Below are 21,804 nucleotides of genomic sequence, written 5' to 3'. Positions count from 1 at the left end.
GAAAACCATGAAACTCATGACTATCGGGAAGCGGGGCGTGCTGGCGCTGGCGATCATCGCCAGCCCGTATGCGGCGGCAGGTGACACCGGCTGGTACGGCGGCGTCAGCCTCGGCAACACCCGGGCCATCGTGGATGACGAACGCCTGATCAGCAGCCTGCTGGCCAACGGCTTCACCACCACCGGGATAGACGACGACGGACGCGACCATGGCTGGAAGCTGCTGGCCGGCTACCAGTTCAACCGCAACTTTGCGCTGGAAGGCGGCTATTTTGACCTGAAGGATTACGGGTTTACCGCCACCACCCTGCCGGCGGGCACGCTGAACGGCCGCCTCAGGGTCAAGGGGCTGAACCTGGACGCCGTCGGCATCCTGCCGATCACGGAGAAGTTTTCCGCGCTCGGCCGGGCCGGGGTGAACTACGCCGACACCGAAAGCCGCTTTGCGGGGACCGGATCGGTGCATGTGCTGGATCCGTCCCGCAGCAAGCGCGACCTGAACTTCAAGGTCGGGCTGGGTTTGCAATATGACGTGACGAAATCGCTGGGCGTGCGCGCCGAAGCCGAGCGCTACCGCATAGATGACACTGTCGGCAACACCGGCGACATCGACCTGGTCTCGCTGGGCGTGGTCTACCGCTTTGGCGGGCGGGAAGAAGTGCCGGTGGTGGTTGCACCGCTGGAGAAGGAGCCGGTCGCGGTTGCACCGGCTCCTGTGCTGGTGGTGGTGCCGGTTGCAGCGCAGAACCAGCAGTACTGCAGCATTCTCGACATCCAGTTCGAAATCGACAAGGAAGACATCCAGCGCGAGGAGAAGGAACGGCTGTCGGTGCTGGGCACCTTCATGAAGAAGTATCCCGACACCACCGCCGTGATTGAAGGCCACAGCGACAATGTCGGCGCGCCCGAATACAACCTGGAGCTGTCACGGCGCCGGGCGGAAAGCGTGGTGCGCTACCTCACGGACACCTTCCAGATCGTCAATACACGGCTGACCGCCGTGGGTTACGGCGACACGCGGCCGCTGGTGGACAACAGCACCGAGGAAGGCAAGCGGCAGAACCGGCGGATTGATGCGGTGATTGCCTGTGTCTCGGACATTGAAGGGCTGACGGTAAAACCCGCGCGCATGACCATGGCCATGGCCATGGAATTCGACCGTGACCAAGCCGATGTGAAGCCTGAATACACCGGCGATCTGGTCAAGGTGGCGAACTTCCTCAAGGCCAATCCCAAGGCCAGCGCTACGGTGGAAGGACACACCGGCAACCTGCAGGCCAACGCTGCCCTGGCGATGGACATGTCCCAGCGCCGGGCGCAAAGCGTGGTCGACTACCTGGTGAACAACCTGGGCGTCAACCCCAACCAGCTGAAAGCTGAAGGCTTCGGCGGCACCCGCCGCTTCGCCTACAACACCAGCCTGGAAGGCCAGCAGGAAAACCGCCGGGTCAACATCATCATCAACTACGCCAAATAACGGCGAACCGGAGTGGCGGCATTCCGCCGCCGCTCCATCCACACACTTGAGGAATACACCATGAAAATCCTGACTTTGATTCCGGTTTTGGCTGCCTTGGGCTTCGCCGGTTGCTCCAGCGCCCCGCCCAGCTACGGCGACCAGATTTCCACCCGTGGCGATAGTGTCAATGCCATTGGCAAGCAATGGAATGACAGCAATGAAGCCAAGGCCAAGGGCGCGAAAATGATTGAAAAGGGCCAGCGCATGATCGACAACGCCCGCAAGGACCAGACCGACGGCGAGCAGATGAAGGTCGACGGCCAACGCATGATCGACGAGAGCGCGCAGAAAATGCTCAACTCCGAAGCCGACTACCAGAAAATCCGGGCGAATCCGGTTCCCTCGCCTGTCCAGCCCTGAACAGCGAAATCCGGCCGGAGTCCTGTGCGACCATCCGGCCGGGTTACCAGTGAGGCATAACCCGCCTCCTCCACCTGAGGATTTCACCATGAAAATGTGGATACTGATCCCGGCGCTGGCCGGGATGATGGCCGCCGGATGTTCCAAGTCCCCGCAGACTTTCGGTGACGAATTGTCCACTCGCGGCGACAAGGCCGCCGACATTGGCAAACAATGGAACGAGAGCAACGAGAATGTCGCCGAAGGCCATAAGCTGATGGAGAAAGGACAAGTCCGGGTGGATGACGCCAGAAAGGAACAAGCGGAAGCGCAAAAAGTAGTGGAAGAAGGACGTCAGCAGGTCAAAGCAGGCAAACAGCAAATGCTGAATTCCGAGGGGGAATACCTTAGGATGCGGGCAACGGCGGTGACACCTCCCGAGCATTCACCGCCATCACCCGACATACAAGTCGTTATAAAGCCCCTAACCCAACCCGCCCCCGCCAAGGCGACCGCCACCCAATGACGCCCGTTGTGGCCTGTATGTCACTCACCTGTTTGATAGACATCCCATATCAGGCGGTATAATTGCTGTTCCATGATGCAACATATCGGCACCGGTCTTGCCGGACAGAGCCTGCCGCCATTCGTTAACGAACGGCAGGCTCCGCACCGCTCAGAGCTTCAGGTTCGCAAAGAATCCGTGAACCTGCTTCTCGGCCTCATCACGGGTAATCGCATAGCGTTCCTGCACCAGCCCCGCCAGCTTCTGCTCATGGCCTTCCAGTTGCAGCAACTCGTCTTCCGTCAGCTTGCCCCAGGCAATCTTGGCCGCGCCGACATGCTGCTTCCACTTGCCCTTGATTTCGTCTTTACTGATTGTGGTCATGATGGTTTGTGCTCCTGGCCAACCGGCTTGACTTGATCGTGGACGGCAGGTGCGTGGGGAGCTACGCCTTCCTTGGCAACCGGCGGCACGGTGGGTTCATGACGGGCCGCTTCCGGCTTGGCGTGAGGCATCGATTCCGGCTTGGCATGGGTAGCCGCTTCAGCCTTCACCGGTTCCTGGTGTTTGCCGGCATCCTGCTGTTGGGGTTCCGCCGGCTTGGCGGCATGGGTATTGGCAGGCTCTTGGGGCTTTGCCGGGGCAGACTTGTCTTGCTCGTGGGACTTGTTCATAGTGACCTCTGGGTGGATGCCGTGGCCCGCGAGATTGCGGAGCGACGGAATCTGAACTACCCCGAAACAATATGGCCGCCAGCGTTTGCGCTCCGTGCGTTGACGCGCTTAAGGCTGATTTTTCCTGTGGGAATTACACAGCAACCACCTACGCGCATAAATCCGCCAATTTTTTAACTTCCCGCGCCAACTTGACACCGGTCATTTGCACAATTTCACTAACTGGAGTAATAACCTTACATCTATTGGTACTTTCGTCCCAGATTGCCCCGGCCCGAGAATGCGCGCATGACCGACGCTGTCTTTCCCCACCACGCCACCGCCCTGGCGCTGAGCGAAGCCCTGTTCCCGGCCGGCCGGCATGCCCCGGCCGGCGACCGCGACGCCATCACCCGCCGTGTCGAGACGGAGGCCGGACAGCGCCCATGGCTGCGGCACGGCCTGATCACCGGCCTGCGCTGGCTGGACACCCGTTACCGACTGTTCCACTTCCGCCCCTTCCACAAAGCCACCGTCCATCAGCGCCGCGAATTCCTGCAAACCGTGGCCGGGCATGCGCTGGAAAACCCGCTGCTGCGTGCCGCCACCCTGCCCTTCAAGCTGGCCTACCTGCTGGATGAAACCCAGCAACAGGCGGCTGGCAGCCGTTTGCGACTGGAGACCCCCAGCCAGGTGGAACGCTTCCGCTGGCAGTCGCAGGTGACGGCGGCGGCGGACAGGACGGAAGACTTAACGCTGGAAGCGGACGTGGTGGTGATCGGTACCGGCGCGGGCGGCGCGGCGGCGGCCTATGAACTGGCCAGCCGCGGGCTGGCGGTGGTTATGCTGGAAGAAGGCGATTATCACGACCGCCGCGATTTCGATGGCGACCTGATGACGGTGCTGCCCAAGCTCTACCGGATGGGTGCCACCGTCGCCACCGGCAACGTGATGATTCCGGTGCCGGTGGGGCGCTCGGTGGGCGGCACCACCACCGTCAATTCCGGCACCTGCCTGCGCACACCGCCGCGCGTGCTGGCGCACTGGCGAGAGGAATTCGGCCTGCACGACCTGCGTGACGACGACATGCAACTGTGGTTTGAACGCGTGGAAGAAATGCTGGGCGTGCAGACGGCCGAGGCCAAATACATCGGCCCCATCGGCGACGTGATTGCCGACGGCGCGCGCAAGCTGGGCTACACCCATTTCCACCCGCTGCAGCGCAACGCCACCGGCTGCGACGGCCAGGGCCTGTGCCAGATGGGCTGCCCCACCGACGCCAAGCGCTCCACCAACGTCAGTTATGTGCCCGCCGCCCTTAATCGCGGCGCATTCCTCTACACCGGCTTCAAGGCGGAAAAACTGCGGCGGCAAGGCAAGACCGTCACCGGCATCGAAGCACGCGGCCGCAACCGCCACGGCATGACGGTGCGTCTCACCATCCACGCCCCGCAGGTGGTGGTGTCCATGGGCACCTTCAACACCCCGCTGTTCCTCCGTGACAACGGCGTCGACAACCCGAATCTGGGGCAGCATCTCAGCCTGCATCCGGCCGGGGTGGTCAACGGCTGGTTTCCGCAGCAGGATTTCCGCAACGGCCGCACCATCCCGCAGGGCTACGGACTGTCCGATCTGGCAGAAGACGGGCTGGTGTTCGAGGGCGGCACCATTCCCTTCGCCGGGCACGGGCTGCTGGCCAACCTCTATGGCGACGACTACGTGCGCTACACCGAACGCTACCAGCAGACAGCCTACTTCGGCTTCATGCTGCAGGACACCAGTCGCGGCAGCGTACGCGCCGGCCTGCACCGCGATGCGCCGCTGATCCGCTACCACATGAACGACCTCGACTTTTCCCGGTTCCTGCGCGGCATCGAGACGCTGGCAAAGATCTATTTCGCCGCCGGGGCCGTGGAAGTCAGCATCCCCGGCCCGCAGCGCCTGACCGTGTTGCACAACGAAACAGAACTCGCTGCCTTCCTCTGCCGCAAGCTCAAGCCCACCGACTTCATCATGAGCGCTTACCACCCGCTGGGCACCGCCCGCCTCGCCGCCACCATTGAACACGGTGTCTGCGACAGCGAACACCGCGTTTTCGGCTGGCAGGGGCTCACCGTCATGGACGGCAGCGTGGTACCGTCCAGTCTGGGGGCCAACCCGCAAATCACCATCATGTCCCTGGCCGCACGCGCCGCCTCGCGCCTGGCCGACCGTATTCTCAAGGAGACCCCCGCATGACCACCGCCCTGATTATCCGCGAAACCATGAGCGGCTGGCTGAAGCTGGACGCCGACGGCCGTGAACAACCCTTCGCCTTCAGCATCCGCGCCGTCGGCGAAAAAATGTTCGCGCTGACCGCGCCGCGCCCCTTCACCGGCACCCTGAGCCTGGACGGCAACGACTACCCCTGCGAAGGCGAGATGACCATCCGCCTGACCGGCCCGCATTACTGGCTGGACTTCGAACACCCCGAACTGGGGCCGCTGCGGGTGGAAGGCAACAAGACCTATGGCAAGAACGGCCTGCTGCGCTCGCTGATCACCTGCCCGCTGACGGTCTATCAGCACGGCGCGCCCATCGGCGCGGCGGAAGTGACCTACCGCGAACCGATGCTGACCTTCCCCTTCACCGCGCTGCGGCTGGAGTCGGTGGGGCCGGTGTTCCCGGCGGGCAGCATTCCCTATTACGGCAACCAGTACGCCGGGCAGGGCGGCCATTACGAAAGCTGGTTCCTGCGCGCCAACCATCCCACACGGCCGCTGGCATTCTGGGTGCGCTACACCCAGTTCATTCCCGCTGACAACCGCGCACCGCTGGGCGAGGTGTGGGGCATCTGGTTTGACGGCGAAAAGAACACCACCACCGCCGTGAAGCAGGAATTCCCGCTGGCCGACTGCCTGTTCCGCCACGACACCCGCGAAGTGCGGCTGCCTACCGCCACGCTGGCCGGGCAGCATCTGGAAGGCACCGCCAGCCTCAACGGCCACACGCTGGACTGGCATCTGGATTTCGAGGGCGACGCCAAGCCGCTGCTGTTCCTGCCGGCAAACCTCTACGCCGGGTCGTTCCCCAAGGCGAAGTCGGTGATCAGCCGTCCGTCGTTGCGCTTTCAGGGCAGCTTCACGGTGGACGGCGAACTGCACGCACTGCACAACTGGCACGGCAGCGAAAGCCACAACTGGGGCAGCAAGCACACGGATCAATACGCCTGGGGTCAGGTCGCGGGCTTCGACGACGCCCCGGACGCCTTTCTGGAATGCGCCACCGCGCGCGTGAAGCTGGGACCGCTGCACACGCCGTGGATGACGCTGCTGACGCTGCGGGTGGATGGCAAGGAATACCGCTTCAACAGCATCAAGCAATCGGTGAAGGCCAAAGGCCAATACGACTTCTTTGACTGGACGCTGGAAACCGGCGATGCCGATACGCGCATTGAGGTGCACATCCACGCCCCGGCGGCGCACTTCACGGCACTGACCTATTTCAACCCGCCCAAGGGCAGCAAGACCTGCCTGAACAGCAAGATTGCGCGCTGCACGGTGAAGATTACGGAAGGCGGGCGCGTGCGGGAGTTGCATAGTGCGCACGGGGCGGCATTTGAGATTCTGACGGACAGGAAGGATCATGGGGTGGTGGTGGCGGTTTAGCCAACTGTAGGTCGGGCTTCAGCCCGACACCCCCCTTCGCACGGAGAGTGGTTGTCGGGCTGAAGCCCGACCTACATTCTAAAACCGTTGTATCCGTTCACGAGGGCGCATGCTATGCGCCCCTACAGGGGGACGGGATGGCCGTCAGTGACTCGTCCCCCGCTCCCGGGTCGTCTTGTTCCACACATTGTATTTCCCCACCGGCTTCACCATCGGCAGGCGCTTCACTTCCTTGAAGGTCGCGGCGTCATAGACCACGATCGCGCCGTCCTTCTCCGACAGGCTGACCAGCGCAAACTTGCCGTCACGGGTGAATTCCACATGCGCGCTGGTCTTGCCCGGCGCGGGCGTGACGCTGCCCACCACCTTCAGCGTCGTCTTGTCGATGATCTGCAGCGTATCGCGGAACTTCGGGTCCATCATCGAATCCACCCACATGTAGGGCGTGGCATCGTGGCTGCGCAGGAAGAAACCGGTGCCGTTGACCGGGATTTCGGCCACCTTCTTCCAGTCCTGCATGTCGATCACCGTCACTTTAGCCGCCTTGAGGTCGGTGGTGGCCATGACCGGATGCCCCTGCCAATCGAAGGTGATGCCGGAACCCAGATGCGGCATGCCGCCGAGGTCGAGATCGGCAATCTTGCGGCGCACGCGCAGGTCGATCACCTCCGCCTTGCCGTCACGCGAGGCCCCCATCACCCGGTCGTAGGACGGATCAAAGTAGAAGTCATCCAGCACCGTGTCCAGTTGGGTCACGCGCGGGGTGAACTGGCCAGGTGCGGCGATGCCCTCGCCCATCTTGTAGTCATGCACATAACCCTTGTAGACGGGCTCGGCCTTGGGGTCGTAGGAAATTTCCCAGATCTGCGGCACATCTTTCAGCGCCACCACAAAACTCTTTCGCGGCGCGGCGTCATAGACGGCGGACACCCGCGACGGCGTTCCCGCCTCGTCCTTCACGTCATAGATCCGCTTCAGCGCCAGATCCTTGGCATCCAGCAGCACCAGCGTCCTCGGCAAGTAGTTGCCTACCATCACCCACTTACCGTCGCTGGACACCGCCAGATTGCGGGTGTTGATACCGGCTCGCACTTCAGCCACCACCGTCAGGTTCCACAGGTCGTACTTGGTGATCCAGCCGTCGCGGGAGGCGAAGTAGACAAAGCGGCCGTCCGCCGTGAACTTGGGGCCGCCGTGCAGCGCGTAGCGGCTGGCGAAACGGTGGATCGGCTCCAGCTTGTCGCCGTCGAGGATGGAGACATGGTGATCCCCGGCCTCGACCACGAGAAACAGGTTTTTCGGGTCGGCGCTGAAGACGGGCTTGGCAGGCAGTTTCAGGGCCTCGGCATTGACGATGCGGGAGGCGGTGATGTCCTGATCCGTCCACCGGGGCGGCTTGGCGGGCGGGGTGTAGATGAAGTCGACCAAGGCGTTGATGTCGGCGTCGGTCAGCTTGTCGGCGAAGGACGGCATCTGCGTGGCGAGGCGGCCGTCACGGATGGTGGACACGGCGTCCTTTCGCTTCAGGCGTTCGAGGTTTTCCGGAAGGAGGGCCGGACCCATCAGGCCGAAGCGGTCGTCGCCGTGGCAAGAGGAGCAGTGGGTCTGGTAGAGGGCGGGGGCGCTGGGGGTGGGTGGGGGTGCAGCGGCGGGTGCGGGGTCGGCGGCCCAGGCCGGGGTAATGGCTAAAAACAGGATGATGACGGCAAGATAGGATATATTTACAGCTATTTTATGCATTTTTGATGCCTTTATCGATACACACCAATGTAGGTCGGGCTTCAGCCCGACAACCGCCCTTCGATCGGAGAGTGTTGTCGGACTGAAGCCCTACCTACAGGAATTCCACGGCGGTCACACCACCTCCACCACCCCAATCCCCTGCCCCGCCACCCCGATCTCCGCATCCCCCAGATAACACGCCGGATCTTCCGCCCAGACATCGCCGGTGGTCTGCATCGCCCGCACGCGGGTATTGCCGTTGCAGATCGCCAGATGCTTGCATTCGCCGCAACGTCCCGTCACCGGGCGCGGATGCTGCTTCAGCCCGGCCATCACCGGGTCGGAGGTGTCTTTCCAGATTTCCGAAAACGGCCGCTCGCGCACATTGCCCAGCGGGTAATGCCACCACATGGTGTCGGGATGGACCACGCCGGTATTGTCGATGTTGGCGATGTTCACCCCGGAGGCATTGCCGCCCCACTGCACCAGCTTGCCGCGAATGTGCTCCGCCTTCTCGGGGAAATTCCGCTCCACCCACTGCAGCAGGTACGGGCCGTCGGCGTCGTTGTTGCCGGTTACGAATTCCTTCGGCGTGCCGCGCTGCACCATGTCCCAGCAGCGTTCCATCAGCAGGTCCATCGCCTCGCGGGTCTGGCGGTGCACGGTGTCGTGCTTGCGGTTGCGGTGGCCGCGGCCGGCGTAATTCAGGTGCGAGAAGTAGAACTTGTCGACGTCCTCGCACTCCAGCAGGTCCAGCATCTGCGGCAGTTCGCGGTTGTTGTCCTGGGTCATGGTGAAGCGCAGGCCGACCTTGATGCCGCGTTCGTGGCAGAGGCGGATGCCGCGCATCGAAGCTTCGAAGGCACCTTCTTTCCGGCGGAATTTGTCATGGGTTTCGCCAATGCCGTCGAGGCTGACGCCGACATAATCAAACCCGGCGGCGGCGATGGCGTCGATATTGCTGTCGTCAATCAGCGTGCCGTTGCTGGACAGGCCGATATAGAAACCCAGCGTCTTGGCTCGAGCGGCAATGTCGAAGATGTCCGGGCGCAGCAGCGGTTCGCCGCCGGAGAGGATCAGCGCCGGGACGCGGAACTGCTTCAGGTCGTCCATCACCGTGAAGATTTCCGGGGTGGTCAACTCGTTGGGGAAGTCGATGTCGGCGGAGATGGAATAGCAATGCTTGCACGTCAGGTTGCACCGGCGGATCAGGTTCCAGATCACCACCGGGCCGGGCGGGTTGCGGCGTGGGCCGACCGGGGTGGGCGTGATCAGTTCCTGCATAAACTGGGTCATCCGGAACATGATGTTTTACTCGCTGATTCTGAGGCCGGTTTTCTTGAGGATGCGCGTGCTCCACAGCACGTCGCGGGCGCGGCAGGCGTCGCCCAGCACGGCGGCAATGGCGGCGACCTGCGCGTCGGTGTCGGCGCGGTCGCGGCCGTGCACCATGGCAAAGAGGTTGTAGGGCCAGTCCGGCAGATGGCGCGGACGGCGGTAGCAGTGGCTGACGAAGCCCAGCGCCGCCACTTTTTCGCCCAGCTCATCGACGCGGTCATCCGCAACATTCCACACCGTCATGCCGTTGTGGACATAGCCTAGCGCGTAATGGTTGGGCACGGCGGCAATGCGGCGCAACACGCCGTTATCGTCCCAGCGGCGGAAGCGGGCGAGGATGTCGTCCTCACTGGTGCCCAGCTGTTCGGCCAGCGCCCTGAACGGTTCCGACACCAGCGGCAGGCCGGTCTGGGTGGCGCGCATCAGCGCGCGGTCGAGGTCATCGAGGACAGGGGTCATGGTCAGGCCTCGAAATACAGGTGCACCCGGAACTCGCGTTCCTTGGGCATGTCGCGCACCGGCAGGCCGGTGGCGGCCTCGATGCGGCGCAGGGTGTCGGCGCATTGTTCGGGGGTGGCGGTGGCGACCACGAACCACATGTTCAGCGCGTGCGTGCGCTGGTAATTGTGCGCTACTTCCGGGAAGGCGTTGACGACGGCGGCCACTTCCTCAAAGCGTTCCGGCGGCACGGCGATGGCGGCCAGTGTGAAGCGTCCGCCCGCGCGTTCAATCTGGAACATCGGGCCGAAGCGGGAGAGGATGCCGGTGTCGAGCAGGTGTTGCAGGCGGGCCAGCAAATCGGCTTCGGTCAGGCCGAGTTCGGCGGCGACGGCGGCATAGGGCTGCGGCACGATCGGCAGGCCGCGCTGCAGGCGGTTGATCAGCGCGCGGTCGGTGGGCGTGAGGAGGGTTTCGGCGGAAGTCATGCCCGAGCCTCCCCGCTGTAGTCCCCTCTCCCCTTGTGGGAGAGGGTTAGGGAGAGGGGTACGGCGGTGGGACATGAACTGATGGTGTGTTCGGACTGCTTTCCGCACCCCTCTCCCCGGCCCTCTCCCACAAGGGGAGAGGGAGTTGCCACCGCCGGAGCCGCATACCACGCCCCCCGCTGCTTGTACCGTTGCTCCCCGATCAGCACATCCCGGCGGAATTCCTTCAACCCCAGCCGCTCCACCAGCCCTTCCACCATGGCCAGCACGCTATCCCGGTCCTTGCCATGCACCATGCAGAACAGGTTATAGGGCCAGGCCTCGCCGCGACGCGGGCGCTCATAACACAACCGCACTTCCGGCGCGGCGGCCAGCTTTGCGGCCAAGTCATCCAGTTGGTTGGGGGGAATGTCGAAGACGCACATGACGTTGGCTCGATAGCCCAGTTCCCGGTGCCGCACCACCGCGCCGTAGCGCTTGACGATGCCGTCGTCCCGCCAGCGCGCCAGCGTGGCGATGACCTCGGCCTCGCTGCCGCCCCAGTCGCGGGCCAACGCCGCAAAGGGCGTTTCCACCAGCGGTAGGCCGTCCTGGATCAGGGCGACCAGCGCCCATTCGCGCGGGGTCAGCCGGTGGCGGCGCTCGGCGCGGGCAACGCCGCACAAGGGCTTGTGCGCGTTGTCGTCAAGGCCGAAACCGAGGTCAATGTAGTAGGCGTTGACCAGCGGCAGGTCGAGCAGCAGCAGCTCCGGCCAGGCGGCGCGGATGGCGGCCAGCGTCGCCTGCACGTCGGCCTCGTCGCGGCCGGTGACCACGAACCACAGGTTGCAGGCGTGGCTGCGTCGGTAATTGTGGTTCACCTGCGGCAGCGCGTTGATCCACTCGACCACGGCGGGCAAGTCGGCCTCCGGCACGGCCAGCGCCGCCAAGGTGCTGGCGCCGATGCCGTGCGGGGCAAACACCGGCCCCAGCCGCGACAGTGAACCGTTGTCCCGCGCCTGACGGAACAGCGCCAGCACGCCGCTTTCCGTCCAGTCGCCCCCGGGCTCGACGGCCAGTTGCCGGGCCATTTCGGTAAAGGGCCGCGGCACCAGCGGCAGGTCGCGCTGGCTGCGGTCCAGCAGCAGGCGGAGCGGATCAAGGGCGATATTCATGACTTCCCTCCTACAGCCCGATGCGCGCGGCGCGCCACGTGAAGAAGATGCCGCTGGGCGAGTCGGCGGGCAGCGTCGTCTTGCGGACGAGAGTCTGCGTATCGTAAACCTCAACCCTGTTTTCATCACGGCAGGACAGCCACACTTCCTCGCCGCGCGGCGCGAATTCAAAGTGCAGCACGCCCTTGCAGGGTTTCATCGTCTGCACTACCGACAGCGTTGGTACGTCGATTACCTGCACGGTGTCATTGTTGGGAAAGGCGAAGTTGACCCAGACGCGGCGGCCGTCCGGCGAGATCATCGCGAACACCGGCTGCCCGGCCACCGGCACCTGCGTCACTTCCTTCCACGTTTGCGTGTCAGCCACCAGCACGGCGTTGTGGCCGATGGCGGGGAAGAAGGCGCGGCCGTCGCTGACCGCCCAGCCCCGCAGGTGAGGCATCTTGTAGACCGGCAGCGGCTCCGCGCCGCGTCCGTAACCGTTAAGAATGCGGCGCACGCCCTGCTCCGGCTTCCACAGGTCCAGCAGCACCAGCCCGTCCTCACCGTACAGACCGGCGATATAATAGCGGCCATTCATGCTGCCCAGCCCGTCGTAGGGCTGCTTGCCGATATTGGGGTACTTGGTGACTTTCGGCGCGCGCGGGTCGGCGGCGTCGATCACCCAGATCGCACCCGCTTCAAACAGCGAGAAGGCGAAACGGTTGCCCGGCAGGTCGGCCAGACCGACCACCTTCGAAGCGATACCGGTGGCTTCATCACGGGTCGAAACCTCCGACAGCAGTTCCAGCGTGTCAGCGTCGAACAGCTTCACCCCACCGGGCTGGTAATTCTGCGCCGCGACAATGCGACCATCCGTCGAGATCGCGCCGCCGATGGAATTCCCGGCCTGAATCACGCGCTTGGCGATGGTCCGGGTCAGCAGGTCAACCTTGGACATGCCGCCGTCACGGCCGAAGATATAGGCATAGCGGCCGTCACGCGAAAACACGGCAGCGGCGTGCGACAGGTCGCCCAGGCCTTCCACCCGGCCCAGCGCGGTGTCGCCGGAATGTTCCACCACCTGCACGCTGCCGGTGGCGCGTTCGATGATGAGGCCGAGATCACCGGTGCCGCGCAGCGCGGGAGCAACAGCGGGTGCAGGAACGGGCTTTTGGGCGGCACAACCGGCCAGCAGCATGGCCGCCAGCGGTGGCATCAGGAAAGACAGGCGAAGCTGACGCATAGGGCTCACTTGCCTTGCGCGGGCAGGCCGCGCTTCAGTTGCGAGACGAGCCAGCGGGCTTCGTCTTCCGATAAAAACGGCCGCCAGGGTGGCATCGGAGTGCCGGGGCGACCGTCTAGAATAGAGTAGAGAAGCCCGGCGTCATCCTTGTCGCGCAGGGCTTCGGGGGTCAGGGGCAGGCCGAGGCCGCCCTTCAGGGTCAGGCCGTGGCAGGCGCCGCAGTCGTCACGCAGCAAGCGGTGCAATTCCTGTTGCCGGGCGGACGACGGCTCCGCTATCGCGAAACCCGCCGCCATCCCTCCGGCCAGCATGACCGCTATCTTGCTGTGATGGCCATGGCTCATGCCGTCAGCTCACTTCTGCGCCAGAACCCACTGCACCAGGGTCTTGGCCTCTTCCGGGGTGACCTTGTTGGCGGGCATGGGGATGGGACCCCAGACACCGCCGCCGCCCTTGATCACCTTGTCGATCAGCTTGGCCTCCGCACCGGCGACACCGGCATATTTCTTGGCCACTTCCTTGAAGGCCGGGCCCATCAGCTTCTTGTCAATGGCGTGGCAGGCCAGGCAGCTTTTGGATGCGGCCAGCGCCTGGGCATCGGCGGCATGACCGGGAGCGGACAGGAGGCCGGCAGCCACCGCTGCCGCAAGCAGGATCTTCTTCATGGTGTCACTCCTCAATCAATAGACGTCATGTTGGGTGTTGTGGACGTTGAACTTGCCGGTGGGGGTGATCAGGCGCGGGTCCTTGATCACGGCCTTCAGCTTGCGGGTCTTGTCATCCACCACCACGATGGCGGATTGCTTGTCCTTGGCGCTCCACACCGAGAACCAGACCTCATCACCGGCAGCGTTGTATTCCGGCTGCACCACGCGCTTGGCGCCTTCGCTGACCCCGGCCCATTCACCGATCGGCAGCACCACCGGCTTCAGCGGGCTGTCCTTCTTGCCATCCATTTTGCTGATGTCATACACCGCAATCGACTGGCTGGTGGCGGCATCCGGGTTCAGCGCCGTGTCCACCCACAGGTTCTTCGATTTCGGGTGGGTCTTGATGAACAGTGAGCCGCCGCCCTGACCGGTCAGTTTCTGCACCATCTTCCAGGCACTGGCCGGGTGCTTGGCGGGGTCGGTGCCGATCAGCGCAATCGAGTCATCGCCCAAGTGACCGGAGGACCAGACCGGACCAAAGACCGGGTGCTGGAAGTTGGCGCCGCGACCGGGGTGGGGAATCGCGCCGACATCCACCAGCTTGGACAGCTTGCCGGTCTTGGAGTCGACAACAGCAATCTTGTTCGACTTGTTGGCGGCCACCAGGAAGTAACGTTTGGTGGAGTCCCAGCCACCGTCATGCAGGAAGCGCGCGGCGTCGATGGTGGTCGTCTTGAGGTTGGTCAGGTCGGAATAATCAACCATCATGATCTTGCCGGTTTCCTTGACGTTGATGATCCATTCCGGACGGTATTCGCTGGCGACAATAGACGCCACACGCGGCTCAGGGTGAAATTCCTGAGGATCGACCGTCATGCCGCGGGTGGAGACAATCTTCAGCGGCTCCAGCGAGTCGCCGTTCATGATCACGAACTGCGGCGGCCAGTAGGAACCGGCCACGGCCAGCTTGTCTTCAAAACCCTTGTACTTGGACGTTTCCACCGAACGCGCTTCCAGGCCGACCTTGATCTCGGCTACGTTGTCGGGCTTTTCCATCCACAGGTCGATCAGGTTGATGCGGGCGTCACGGCCGATGACGTACAGGTAGCGGCCCGACTTCGACAGGCGCGAGATATGCACCGCGTAACCGGTCTTGACGATATTGATGATTTTCTTGGTGTCGCCGTCGATCAGCGCCACCTCGCCGGAGTCACGCAGCGTCACCGAGAACAAGTTGTCGATGTTGATCTTGTTCATCTTCCGCTTCGGACGCTTATCGGCGGGGATCAGCACCTTCCAGGTGTTCTTCATGTCCGCCATGCTGAACTCGGGCGGTTGCGGCGGTTCCTGCTGGATGTAACGCGCCATCAGGTCAACCTGGGCGTCGGTCAACTCGCCCGAGGTGCCCCAGTTGGGCATACCAGCCGGGGAGCCGTAATTGATGAAGGCCTTCAGGTAATCGGTGCCCTTTTCCAGGGTGATGTCCGGCGTCAGCGGCTTGCCGGTGGCACCCTTGCGCAGCACGCCATGGCAGCCGGCGCAGCGTTCAAAATAGGTTTGCTGGCCTTCTTTGAATTCCGCCTCGGTCATGGCTGGCGCCTTGGGATTGACGTTCTGGTGCATGGCGACACCGGCCAGCGGCGAGGGCGCGCCCTCGTAGTTGGCGGCGGCGGCGGAACCGTGGGCGGCCTTGGCGTCTGAACTGGCCGTATCGGCGGCAAAGGCGGACTGGATGGCGAACGGCAGGGTTGCCAAGGCCAGTCCGGCCAGAAATTTGCGTGTGGTTTTCATCGGGATCCCTCATTGCTGACTAGCGAATCGAACTGTCCGGCCCCATGCCTGACAACCCGGTCCCGGCGTCACGGCAAGCATCAGCCCGCATCGCCGGGTTCATTATTTCATTACAGGCCGCAAGGCCTTTTTCTTATGGTTATTTATAATCCCGCCTCTCAACCCGACACTTGATTAATATCAAGTCCTGTCAGGAAACAGGCCTCTTCTGTGGAGGGGGATGTACCTAGCCGAATGGCGGGTAAGCTAATATTTCGAATCCTAAGTAATTGTTTTAAAATCGCTTTGTCATTTGCATATAAAGACGCGGCAACAAGCGCGGCAGCTCATTGGCGTCCTTGACCACCACAAATCCCTGGCCGCCAAACAGGTGAGGCAGGTAATCGGCGGCATCGCGGTCGACAGTGACGCAAAACACGGTCAGCCCCGCCTCGCGGGCGGCGCGCACGGCATGGCGGGTGTCCTCAATACCGTAGCGGCCTTCATAATGGTCGACATCGTTGGGCTTGCCGTCAGTCAAAACCAACAGCAGGCGGCGCTCGGCGGGTTGCTCCTTAAGAATGGCAGTGCTGTGGCGGATGGCCGCGCCCATGCGCGTATAGAAACCCGGCTTGATGGCGGCGATGCGGCCGCGCACGGTGGCGTCGTAGCGTTCGGAAAAATCCTTCAGCAACTGGAAGCGCACATGCTGGCGCTTCACCGAGGAAAAGCCGTACAAGCCGAAACTGTCGCGGGTGGCGGACATGGCTTCGGCAAACAGGAACAGGCTGTCGCGGATGACATCAATGACGCGGCGCTCCCCCACCCAGGTGTCGGTGGACAGCGACAGATCAGCCAGCAGCAGGCAGGCCAGCGAGCGGTTGGCGGCGACGCGTTCGCGCCACAGGCCCGGCTCGGCGACGGTTCCGGCGCGGCGGTCGGCGGCGAAGCGCAGGCAGGCGTCCAGATCCAGCTCCTCGCCCTGCAGGGAACTGCCGCGCCAGGCGGGCAGCGGTGCCAGCGCCTCGAACTGGCGCCGCAGACCGGCGGCGGTGGCGCGCAATTCCGGCGGCAGCACCGCCAACGGTTCGGCCTTGGGCAGCAGCGGCTCCAGACGGCAGTAATCGGGCAGCAACAGCTGCTTGCGCCAGTCCCATTCCGGCAGCGGAATGCCCGGCCCCAGCGGGGTATCGTCGATGTCGGCGGCGGGCAGGTCGAGGTCGAAGCGCACCCGGCTCTTGCCGGACTTGCCGTCGCGGGCCACCGACAGCGTGTCCATGTCCTTGGCGCGCATCAGGGCGTTGTCGCCGTCCTCATCCTCTTCGGTGGGACGGTTGACCCTCACGTATTCGCCCCAAGTGAAAATACTCTCGGCGCGGAACATCAGCAGCATGCCGTTCTTGTCCTGGGGCATCTCCACTCGCTCAGCGGCAAAGCGGCGACAGCTTTCATCGTCCTCAGGCGGGCGGTCGCCGCCGGTTTCACGCTCGCCAACCGGTGTTCCGGCGGCTTCGCGCAGCACCGGCGGCGTATCCAGCCGCAGCCACAGCGCCACCGGCCAATGCGGGCGCTTCGATGCCGGACGCGGCACCTCGCGTTCGGGATGCTGCAACTGTTCGTGCACGGCGCACTCCAGCGCGGCCTCTTCGTCCGTCAGCGATTCCGGCGGCGTGCGCAGCGCCAGGCAAGCCTCCACCAGGCGGCGATAGCGTCCTTCCCAACCCGGCAAGGCGTCCAGCACGGCGCGGGTGGCGCGGACATTGCGTTTCCAGCCGTCCGGCTCGGCGTCGCCGACGCTGAACGCCGCCAGCGTCGCCAGCCATAAATAGAGTTCCCGGTTCGATTCAGCGTCGGGAAAGGTGTCGACCGTATCGGGCAGGTACAGCGCCTCGGCATCGTTCCACGCCAGATCGACCCGTTCCCCCGTCCCCGCCAGCCGTTCCATCCAGCGCCGCCGCGCCCCGTGCGTGGCCGCCGACCCGGACTTCAGCGCCACCCCGGCATCACCGCCCACCGCCCGGAAATACGGCCCTACCACCTCGCGCATGGATTCCAGCGTCACGGCGGCGTCCGGAAAGCCGCGATGCGCGGCGCGGCGCACCACCTTGTCCCACAAGCCGCCGACCCATTCTTCCATGCGTCAATCCTCCTGCACCGGCGATACGGGGATGCGGTTGCGCTCGCCCTGCTTCGCCGTCCGCGTGTTGAAGGAAGCCTCGTCCCCGGCGCGGTCTTCATGCACCCAGTGCAGCAGCGATCCGTCCGGATTGTCCTTGTGCACATGGGCGCAGGCGTTCAGGCATTGCCCGCACTGCACGCAGCTGAACATCATGCGCTTGACGTTGCGCGGCTTCAGACGCATCGGGCAGGCGTTATCGCATTCGGACTCGCAACCGGCGCACTCGTGGGCGCGGCCGCGTTCAAAACCCACCACCATCGCCTTCCGGTTCCCCATCCACGCCAAACTCTGGAACAGCCCGGCAGCGCAGGCGAAACGGCAGAACAGATGGCGGGCGAACAGGAATTCCATCGAGAACAGGAAAGTGCCGACGATGAGGATGATCTGCTGGAAACGCGGCAGCCCGCCGTGGAACAGCCCGTGCCAGATCGGCAGCGGCGGCCAGACGTAACTCATGAAGCTGATCACCCACAGGAAGGCGAAGCCCACCGCCAGCGGCAGCACCGCCAGCCACCAGATCGCGTCACGCTCGGTCACCGTACCGTCGGGATTGTGCGCCGGTTGCGGCTGCTTCTCCCAGACACTCTGGCGGCCAATGGCGCGGCGCATGGTCTGGTTGATGGTTTCCACCACCGAGAAATGCGGGCACAGCCAACCGCAGTAAATACGGCCATATCGCCAGGAGAGGAAGATCACCAGCGCCACACCCAGTACGATCGGTAAAACGCCGCGCAGCAGCAGGTTCAGCGCCAGCTGCAGGCCGCTGATGCGGTGCGCCATGAAGTCGTCAATCCCCAGCGTCCACGGCATGCCCAGCACCAGGAAATGATGGGAAGGCATGTCAAAACGGAACAGGTCCAGCAACGGGGCGAAAACGAAAAACAGGAAGAAACCGAACTGCGCCACGCGGCGCAGGCGCTGCACCCGCACCGTCGATGGCTGCGGAGCAAAAGGCGGTTGTTCACGGCTCATCGCGCACCCCCACCAGCGGAAAGCTGAACGGCTGGGCGGCCAGCGCCTTCACCAGCATCAGCACGCCGACCAGCACCAGCGCGGCATGGATGGTGACGACATAGAGGATCAGCGCCACCCAGGTTAACGCCTGCCCGAAGCCGCCCAACGCCAGGATCAGCAAGGACACCCCCGCCAGCATTACCCCGGCCAGCAGGCTGCCGCGCACGGCGTTGTCGAGATGGCCGCGGTCCACCGGCGAGGCGTTGCGTCGCCGGGTGGCCCATAGCCAGACCAGCAGGCCAAAGGCAATGCCCGGCAGCAATAATAAATTCACCAGATACAGCGAGGCCGCCACGACGGCCAGTGAGGGGACAGCGGCGGGCGAGGTCATGGCCTTAGCCGAACTGGGCGCGAACGACTTCGCGCAGGGCGGCCTGCACCGAGGGATCGTCGGTCAGCGGCTCCACCAGCGCCGCCTCACAGGCGGCGGGTAACGAAAGCCCTCCCACCGCCAGCTTGGCGGCATAGACCAGCAACCGGGTGCTGACCGCCTCTTCCAGATCCTGCCGCGCCAGCAGGCGCAGGCGCTCACCCAACGCCACCAGCCGCTTGGCGGTGGCGGGGTCGACATCGCTTTCCGCGATCAGGATTTCGGTTTCCACCTGCGGCGGCGGAAACCCGAATTGCAAGGCGAGGAAGCGCTGGCGGGTGGACGGTTTCAGGCTTTTCAGTGCGTTCTGGTAACCGGGGTTGTACGACACCACCAGCATGAAATCGGGCGGTGCTTCCAGCGTTTCGCCGGTGCGCTCGATGGGTAATATGCGACGGTCGTCGGTCAGCGGGTGCAGCACCACGGTGGTGTCCTTGCGCGCCTCGACAATCTCGTCCAGATAACAAATACCGCCGTGGCGCACGGCGCGAGTCAGCGGGCCGTCGCTCCAGCAGGTATCGCCGCCGGTCATCAGGAAACGCCCCACCAGATCGGCGGCGGAGAGGTCGTCGTGACAGGCGACGGTGGTCAGCGGCAGGCCGAGCTGGGCCGCCATGTGCGCCACGAAACGGGTCTTGCCGCAGCCGGTGGGGCCCTTGATCAGCAAGGGCAGGCGGTTGCGGAAGGCATGGGTGAACAGCTCGCACTCGTCACCGACAGCGCGGTAGTAGGGAATGGCGGGAGTGAAGGGCGTGTTCATGGGGGAATCCGGGGTTGGTTAAGTTCCCTCTCCCCTTGTGAGAGAGGGTTAGGGAGAGGGGTACTGAGGCCGTGCTTGAACTGACGTTGTGTCCAGGCGACTTTCCGCACCCCTCTCCCCGGCCCTCTCCCACAAGGGGAGAGGGAGTTTTCACATCACGCCGCCTTTGTTTCCCCCTTAATGAAGAAACTGGCGACATACAGCACAAAGCCGATCAGGAACATCACGCCGCTGGCTTCGCGCAGCCAGTAGAACATGGCCACTTGGTCCTGCGTCGCCATAAACGACATCGGGGTTTCGGAAACGCGTTGCAGCCACACCTGCAGGATGCCGGCGGCGGTCAGGAACAGGGTGATGAACACCATGGCGACCGTCATCAGCCAGAAGGCCCACATCTCCACCACCTGCGCCTTGTTGCTGTTGGCCTCACGGCCGCGCATGATCGGCATGGTGTAGGAAATCATAGTCATCACCACCATGGCATAGGCGCCATAGAACGCCATGTGGCCGTGAGCGGCAGTGATCTGGCTGCCGTGGGTGTAGTAGTTGACCGGAGCCAGGGTATGCAGGAAACCCCACACGCCCGCGCCCAGGAAGGCCATGACGCCGGTGCCCATCGCCCACAGGGTCGCGACCTTGTTGGGATGTTCGCGCTTGCGGCGGTTCACCATGTTGAAGGCGAAGACGGTCATCATGAAGAACGGTATCGGCTCAATGGCGGAGAACACCGAACCCCAGACCTGCCAGTATTCCGGCGTACCGATCCAGAAGTAATGGTGGCCGGTGCCGATGATGCCGCTCATCAGCGTGAAGGCGACGATAACGTACAGCCACTTCTCGATCACTTCACGGTCAACGCCGGTGACCTTGATCAGCACGAAGGCCAGCATCGCCCCGAGGATCAGTTCCCACACGCCTTCCACCCACAGGTGCACCACCCACCACCACCAGAATTTGTCCTTGACCAGGTTGTCCGGGTTGATGAACGAGAACAGGAAGAAAATGGCCAGACCCCACAGCCCCAGCATCATCACCAGGCTGATGCTGGTTTTGCGTCCGCCCAGCACGGTCATGGTCAGGTTGAAGAGGAAGCCCAGCGCCACGATGACAATGCCGACCTTGGTGGGTAACGGCTGCTCCAGGAACTCGCGGCCCATGGTGGCCAGCAGGTCGTTGCCGGTCAGGCGCGCCAGTTCGGCATAGGGCACCAGCAGGTAACCCAGGATGGTGAGCGCACCCGCCACCAGAAAGACCCAGAACAGCAGTTTCGCCAGTTTCGGACTGTAGAGCTCGCGCTCCGACTCCTCCGGAATCAGGTAGTAACCGGCGCCCATGAAGCCAAACAGGAGCCACACGATCAACAGGTTGGTGTGCACCATGCGGGCCACGTTGAAGGGAATCAACGGAAACAGGAAGTCGCCGATCACATACTGCAGGCCCATGATCAGGCCAAACAGGATCTGGGCTCCGAACAGGCCGATGGCGGCGGTAAAATAGAGTTTGCTGACGGCTTGCGACGGATATTTCATAAGGTTTCTCCTTGCCTCAGCCTTCAATGTTGGGCGGCCAGTGGTTGGTGTTGATCCCGTTCGTGTATTTCAGGAATTCCACGAGATCGTCCAGTTGCTGGTCGGTGAGGTTGAACTGGGGCATTTGACGGCGGCCGGGCACGCCCGTCGGCTGCATCTTGATCCAGGCCTTGATGAAATCGGGGCCGCGCCGCGCATAGACATTGCCCAGCTCCGGCGCAAAATACGCGCCCTCGCCCAGCAAGGTATGACAGCCGATGCAGTTGTTCACTTCCCAGATCCGCTTGCCGCGAATCGCCGACTCGGAAAGGGCTTGCCGGTTATCGAGCTTGGGAAGCTTCCGGTGCGTATCGAGGGTCAGCCCTAGAAACAGCAGAAAGAAGAAAACGGCGCCGCCGTAGAAGATGTTGCGAGCCATGGCTTTGGTAAATCCGCTGCTCATAGGTCCTCCTGGGTTTGTTCCGGCCGGAACGGCCACTCTTGATCCTAGATCAATGCGCAGCT

22 protein-coding genes are annotated in these 21,804 nt (G+C 63.6%); 5 read left to right on the top strand and 17 right to left on the bottom strand.

The window, feature by feature from the left end; genetic code table 11:
* Window positions 1-7: 7 nt before the first annotated feature.
* The 3 genes from Q7T36_RS09325 (at window position 8) to Q7T36_RS09315 (ending at window position 2,384) form a co-directional block, all read left to right on the top strand.
* Complete coding sequence (locus Q7T36_RS09325; RefSeq protein ID WP_304847090.1) at window positions 8-1,477, top strand: OmpA family protein; 1,470 nt, start codon at window positions 8-10, stop codon at window positions 1,475-1,477.
* A gap of 60 nt (window positions 1,478-1,537) precedes the next feature.
* Window positions 1,538-1,879 (top strand): hypothetical protein, encoded by a 342-nt coding sequence (locus Q7T36_RS09320; RefSeq protein WP_304847087.1) that lies wholly within the window; start codon window positions 1,538-1,540, stop codon window positions 1,877-1,879.
* 88 nt (window positions 1,880-1,967) lie between these two features.
* The gene (locus Q7T36_RS09315; RefSeq protein ID WP_304847084.1) at window positions 1,968-2,384 is read left to right on the top strand and encodes a hypothetical protein; all 417 of its coding nucleotides are present in this window, start codon (window positions 1,968-1,970) and stop codon (window positions 2,382-2,384) included.
* Between the two features lie 150 nt (window positions 2,385-2,534).
* Here the strand turns inward: Q7T36_RS09315 and Q7T36_RS09310 are convergent, their stop codons facing one another.
* Both Q7T36_RS09310 and Q7T36_RS09305 read right to left on the bottom strand, forming a co-directional pair.
* On the bottom strand, window positions 2,535-2,747 hold the full coding sequence (locus Q7T36_RS09310; protein ID WP_370690088.1) for a CsbD family protein: 213 nt from the start codon (window positions 2,745-2,747) through the stop codon (window positions 2,535-2,537).
* Window positions 2,744-3,037, bottom strand: coding sequence for a hypothetical protein (locus tag Q7T36_RS09305; protein ID WP_304847081.1), 294 nt, complete (start codon window positions 3,035-3,037; stop codon window positions 2,744-2,746). The genes Q7T36_RS09310 and Q7T36_RS09305 overlap by 4 nt, the downstream gene beginning before the upstream one ends.
* Window positions 3,038-3,325: 288 nt before the next feature.
* Here Q7T36_RS09305 and Q7T36_RS09300 point away from each other — a divergent pair, with 288 nt between their 5' ends.
* Together Q7T36_RS09300 and Q7T36_RS09295 are read left to right on the top strand one after the other, a co-directional pair.
* Entirely contained in the window at window positions 3,326-5,254 is a 1,929-nt protein-coding gene (locus Q7T36_RS09300) for a GMC family oxidoreductase (protein ID WP_304847078.1), read from the top strand.
* Window positions 5,251-6,663: a hypothetical protein gene (locus Q7T36_RS09295; protein ID WP_304847076.1), complete on the top strand. Its 1,413-nt coding sequence runs from the start codon at window positions 5,251-5,253 to the stop codon at window positions 6,661-6,663. Before Q7T36_RS09300 ends, Q7T36_RS09295 begins: the two co-directional genes overlap by 4 nt.
* A 144-nt stretch (window positions 6,664-6,807) precedes the next feature.
* Here the strand turns inward: Q7T36_RS09295 and Q7T36_RS09290 are convergent, their stop codons facing one another.
* The 15 genes from Q7T36_RS09290 to Q7T36_RS09220 all read right to left on the bottom strand — a co-directional run bounded on the left by Q7T36_RS09290 (window position 6,808) and on the right by Q7T36_RS09220 (window position 21,742).
* Window positions 6,808-8,403: a cytochrome D1 domain-containing protein gene (locus Q7T36_RS09290; protein ID WP_304847073.1), complete on the bottom strand. Its 1,596-nt coding sequence runs from the start codon at window positions 8,401-8,403 to the stop codon at window positions 6,808-6,810.
* 114 nt (window positions 8,404-8,517) lie between these two features.
* Window positions 8,518-9,669: a heme d1 biosynthesis radical SAM protein NirJ gene (gene nirJ, locus Q7T36_RS09285; protein WP_304847070.1), complete on the bottom strand. Its 1,152-nt coding sequence runs from the start codon at window positions 9,667-9,669 to the stop codon at window positions 8,518-8,520.
* Window positions 9,670-9,696: 27 nt separating this feature from the next.
* On the bottom strand, window positions 9,697-10,182 hold the full coding sequence (locus Q7T36_RS09280) for an AsnC family transcriptional regulator (protein WP_304847067.1): 486 nt from the start codon (window positions 10,180-10,182) through the stop codon (window positions 9,697-9,699).
* A 2-nt stretch (window positions 10,183-10,184) separates the two neighbouring features.
* Window positions 10,185-10,649 carry an Lrp/AsnC family transcriptional regulator gene (locus Q7T36_RS09275; protein ID WP_304847064.1) on the bottom strand — a complete coding sequence of 155 codons (465 nt, stop codon included), beginning with the start codon at window positions 10,647-10,649 and terminating at the stop codon, window positions 10,185-10,187.
* Window positions 10,646-11,803 (bottom strand): hypothetical protein, encoded by a 1,158-nt coding sequence (locus Q7T36_RS09270; protein WP_304847061.1) that lies wholly within the window; start codon window positions 11,801-11,803, stop codon window positions 10,646-10,648. The genes Q7T36_RS09275 and Q7T36_RS09270 overlap by 4 nt, the downstream gene beginning before the upstream one ends.
* Window positions 11,804-11,813: 10 nt before the next feature.
* Window positions 11,814-13,028, bottom strand: a complete 1,215-nt coding sequence (locus Q7T36_RS09265; RefSeq protein ID WP_304847058.1) for a cytochrome D1 domain-containing protein — start codon at window positions 13,026-13,028, stop codon at window positions 11,814-11,816.
* A 5-nt stretch (window positions 13,029-13,033) separates the two neighbouring features.
* Window positions 13,034-13,372 carry a cytochrome c gene (locus tag Q7T36_RS09260; RefSeq protein WP_304847054.1) on the bottom strand — a complete coding sequence of 113 codons (339 nt, stop codon included), beginning with the start codon at window positions 13,370-13,372 and terminating at the stop codon, window positions 13,034-13,036.
* 9 nt (window positions 13,373-13,381) lie between these two features.
* Window positions 13,382-13,693 carry a c-type cytochrome gene (locus Q7T36_RS09255; RefSeq protein WP_304847049.1) on the bottom strand — a complete coding sequence of 104 codons (312 nt, stop codon included), beginning with the start codon at window positions 13,691-13,693 and terminating at the stop codon, window positions 13,382-13,384.
* Window positions 13,694-13,708: 15 nt separating this feature from the next.
* Window positions 13,709-15,469 (bottom strand): nitrite reductase, encoded by a 1,761-nt coding sequence (locus Q7T36_RS09250; protein ID WP_304847046.1) that lies wholly within the window; start codon window positions 15,467-15,469, stop codon window positions 13,709-13,711.
* Between the two features lie 274 nt (window positions 15,470-15,743).
* Complete coding sequence (locus Q7T36_RS09245) at window positions 15,744-17,585, bottom strand: nitric oxide reductase activation protein NorD (RefSeq protein WP_304847043.1); 1,842 nt, start codon at window positions 17,583-17,585, stop codon at window positions 15,744-15,746.
* 3 nt (window positions 17,586-17,588) lie between these two features.
* Window positions 17,589-18,599 carry a 4Fe-4S binding protein gene (locus Q7T36_RS09240; protein ID WP_304847039.1) on the bottom strand — a complete coding sequence of 337 codons (1,011 nt, stop codon included), beginning with the start codon at window positions 18,597-18,599 and terminating at the stop codon, window positions 17,589-17,591.
* On the bottom strand, window positions 18,589-18,972 hold the full coding sequence (locus tag Q7T36_RS09235; RefSeq protein ID WP_304847036.1) for a hypothetical protein: 384 nt from the start codon (window positions 18,970-18,972) through the stop codon (window positions 18,589-18,591). The genes Q7T36_RS09240 and Q7T36_RS09235 overlap by 11 nt, the downstream gene beginning before the upstream one ends.
* Before the next feature lie 4 nt (window positions 18,973-18,976).
* Complete coding sequence (locus Q7T36_RS09230; protein WP_304847033.1) at window positions 18,977-19,771, bottom strand: CbbQ/NirQ/NorQ/GpvN family protein; 795 nt, start codon at window positions 19,769-19,771, stop codon at window positions 18,977-18,979.
* Between the two features lie 155 nt (window positions 19,772-19,926).
* Entirely contained in the window at window positions 19,927-21,300 is a 1,374-nt protein-coding gene (locus Q7T36_RS09225; RefSeq protein ID WP_304847030.1) for a cbb3-type cytochrome c oxidase subunit I, read from the bottom strand.
* A gap of 16 nt (window positions 21,301-21,316) precedes the next feature.
* Entirely contained in the window at window positions 21,317-21,742 is a 426-nt protein-coding gene (locus tag Q7T36_RS09220) for a cytochrome c (RefSeq protein ID WP_304847027.1), read from the bottom strand.
* Window positions 21,743-21,804 lie beyond the last annotated feature (62 nt).

The organism is Fluviicoccus sp. (assembly GCF_030646115.1).
Lineage (GTDB): Bacteria > Pseudomonadota > Gammaproteobacteria > Pseudomonadales > Moraxellaceae > Fluviicoccus.
The sequence above is the reverse complement of the archived record's forward strand: the minus strand, read 5'-3'. Positions and strand labels throughout refer to the sequence as shown.

Excerpts from the sequence above, each read along its gene's own strand:
- Q7T36_RS09325 (WP_304847090.1), top strand. The coding sequence starts at position 8 with ATGAAACTCATGACTATCGGGAAGCGGGGCGTGCTGGCGCTGGCGATC.
- Q7T36_RS09320 (WP_304847087.1), top strand. The coding sequence starts at position 1,538 with ATGAAAATCCTGACTTTGATTCCGGTTTTGGCTGCCTTGGGCTTCGCC.
- Q7T36_RS09315 (WP_304847084.1), top strand. The coding sequence starts at position 1,968 with ATGAAAATGTGGATACTGATCCCGGCGCTGGCCGGGATGATGGCCGCC.
- Q7T36_RS09310 (WP_370690088.1), bottom strand. The coding sequence starts at position 2,747 with ATGACCACAATCAGTAAAGACGAAATCAAGGGCAAGTGGAAGCAGCAT.
- Q7T36_RS09305 (WP_304847081.1), bottom strand. The coding sequence starts at position 3,037 with ATGAACAAGTCCCACGAGCAAGACAAGTCTGCCCCGGCAAAGCCCCAA.
- Q7T36_RS09300 (WP_304847078.1), top strand. The coding sequence starts at position 3,326 with ATGACCGACGCTGTCTTTCCCCACCACGCCACCGCCCTGGCGCTGAGC.
- Q7T36_RS09295 (WP_304847076.1), top strand. The coding sequence starts at position 5,251 with ATGACCACCGCCCTGATTATCCGCGAAACCATGAGCGGCTGGCTGAAG.
- Q7T36_RS09290 (WP_304847073.1), bottom strand. The coding sequence starts at position 8,403 with ATGCATAAAATAGCTGTAAATATATCCTATCTTGCCGTCATCATCCTG.
- nirJ (WP_304847070.1), bottom strand. The coding sequence starts at position 9,669 with ATGCAGGAACTGATCACGCCCACCCCGGTCGGCCCACGCCGCAACCCG.
- Q7T36_RS09280 (WP_304847067.1), bottom strand. The coding sequence starts at position 10,182 with ATGACCCCTGTCCTCGATGACCTCGACCGCGCGCTGATGCGCGCCACC.
- Q7T36_RS09275 (WP_304847064.1), bottom strand. The coding sequence starts at position 10,649 with ATGACTTCCGCCGAAACCCTCCTCACGCCCACCGACCGCGCGCTGATC.
- Q7T36_RS09270 (WP_304847061.1), bottom strand. The coding sequence starts at position 11,803 with ATGAATATCGCCCTTGATCCGCTCCGCCTGCTGCTGGACCGCAGCCAG.
- Q7T36_RS09265 (WP_304847058.1), bottom strand. The coding sequence starts at position 13,028 with ATGCGTCAGCTTCGCCTGTCTTTCCTGATGCCACCGCTGGCGGCCATG.
- Q7T36_RS09260 (WP_304847054.1), bottom strand. The coding sequence starts at position 13,372 with ATGAGCCATGGCCATCACAGCAAGATAGCGGTCATGCTGGCCGGAGGG.
- Q7T36_RS09255 (WP_304847049.1), bottom strand. The coding sequence starts at position 13,693 with ATGAAGAAGATCCTGCTTGCGGCAGCGGTGGCTGCCGGCCTCCTGTCC.
- Q7T36_RS09250 (WP_304847046.1), bottom strand. The coding sequence starts at position 15,469 with ATGAAAACCACACGCAAATTTCTGGCCGGACTGGCCTTGGCAACCCTG.
- Q7T36_RS09245 (WP_304847043.1), bottom strand. The coding sequence starts at position 17,585 with ATGGAAGAATGGGTCGGCGGCTTGTGGGACAAGGTGGTGCGCCGCGCC.
- Q7T36_RS09240 (WP_304847039.1), bottom strand. The coding sequence starts at position 18,599 with ATGAGCCGTGAACAACCGCCTTTTGCTCCGCAGCCATCGACGGTGCGG.
- Q7T36_RS09235 (WP_304847036.1), bottom strand. The coding sequence starts at position 18,972 with ATGACCTCGCCCGCCGCTGTCCCCTCACTGGCCGTCGTGGCGGCCTCG.
- Q7T36_RS09230 (WP_304847033.1), bottom strand. The coding sequence starts at position 19,771 with ATGAACACGCCCTTCACTCCCGCCATTCCCTACTACCGCGCTGTCGGT.
- Q7T36_RS09225 (WP_304847030.1), bottom strand. The coding sequence starts at position 21,300 with ATGAAATATCCGTCGCAAGCCGTCAGCAAACTCTATTTTACCGCCGCC.
- Q7T36_RS09220 (WP_304847027.1), bottom strand. The coding sequence starts at position 21,742 with ATGAGCAGCGGATTTACCAAAGCCATGGCTCGCAACATCTTCTACGGC.